Here is a 1077-nt window from a genome sequence, read left to right as displayed (position 1 = left end):
TCAGTGTCCAAAAATCAGGCAACTTTCCTGTGCCGAACTGCTGGCCGAAACCCTGAAACGGATCAGTACCGGCAATTCCGTCATGTCATTATTCAATGAGGCCGATATCATCGCCATCTGAAAGGCAACGGAAAACAAAACTTTTTTTCTGAAGCCTCTGGTCGCGGAGGCTTTTTTCAACAAGAGGGATTACCTCGTTTTTTATTGGAGTTTTTTACATGAAAGTCATTGCATACTCACGAGCAGAGATAGGGACCGGAGCGAGCCGCCGCCTGCGTGCTGCTGGTATGGCACCTGGCATCGTCTACGGTGGCAACAGCGAACCTGTCAACATCAAGCTGGATCACAACGCGCTTTTCTACGCACTGAAAAGAGAAGCCTTCCATTCTTCCATTCTTGACCTCGAAATCGACGGCAAGGCAGAAAAGGTACTGTTGCGTGATTTTCAGATCCATGCATACAAACCCGTCGTTCTGCACGTCGACTTCCAGCGCGTAGACCCGAACCAGAAAATCACGGTCAAAGTACCGCTGCACTTCACCAATGAAGAAACCTCCCCGGCAGCCAAGACCGGTGTGGTTCACCATGCCGTTACGGAACTGGAAATCTCCTGTCTGCCGGCCAACCTGCCATCCTTCATCGAAGTCGATCTGGGCAATCTGGACGTCGGCCAGTCCATCCATCTGGCTGACCTGAAACTGCCGGAAGGCGTTTCCGCTACCTCCCACGACGAATCCCAGCCGATCGTAACGGCTACCGTCGCCAACGTTGCCGAACCGGCAGAAGAAGGTGCCGAAGAAGGCGCCGACGCAGCTGCACCCGCTGCAGAAGGCGAAGCAAAAGCATAATTTTTGCAACAAAAAAGCCCTGTACGACGCGACAGGGCTTTTTTTATCAAAAAACCATAGCATATCGGCAATATTTTCAGTTATAATATTGTTTTGCAACAGGGGAATCGCCAAGCTGGTTAAGGCACCGGATTCTGATTCCGGCATTCGAGGGTTCGAATCCTTCTTCCCCTGCCATCCACTCTCCCGCGCCCGCCGCCAGGCGTGCTTACGATGAAATATTGTCGGC

At 51.9% G+C, this 1077-nt stretch carries 1 protein-coding gene, 1 tRNA gene and 1 pseudogene; all 3 read left to right on the top strand.

Features of this window, described 5'->3' with window-relative positions; translation table 11 throughout:
- Positions 1–121, top strand: a pseudogene (locus NAI64_RS09030) (ribose-phosphate pyrophosphokinase); the annotation flags it as partial.
- A gap of 97 nt (positions 122–218) precedes the next feature.
- The gene (locus NAI64_RS09025) at positions 219–848 is read left to right on the top strand and encodes a 50S ribosomal protein L25/general stress protein Ctc (RefSeq protein WP_269299789.1); all 630 of its coding nucleotides are present in this window, start codon (positions 219–221) and stop codon (positions 846–848) included.
- A gap of 100 nt (positions 849–948) precedes the next feature.
- Positions 949–1025, top strand: a tRNA-Gln gene (locus NAI64_RS09020).
- The last annotated feature ends 52 nt before the right edge of the window (positions 1026–1077 follow it).

This window comes from Oxalobacter paeniformigenes (assembly GCF_027158465.1).
In the GTDB taxonomy this organism is placed as follows: Bacteria; Pseudomonadota; Gammaproteobacteria; order Burkholderiales; family Burkholderiaceae_D; genus Oxalobacter; species Oxalobacter paeniformigenes.
This window is presented reverse-complemented; position numbering and strand designations above follow the sequence as displayed.

Coding starts and splice junctions, on each gene's coding strand:
- NAI64_RS09025 (WP_269299789.1), top strand. CDS start 219: ATGAAAGTCATTGCATACTCACGAGCAGAGATAGGGACCGGAGCGAGC.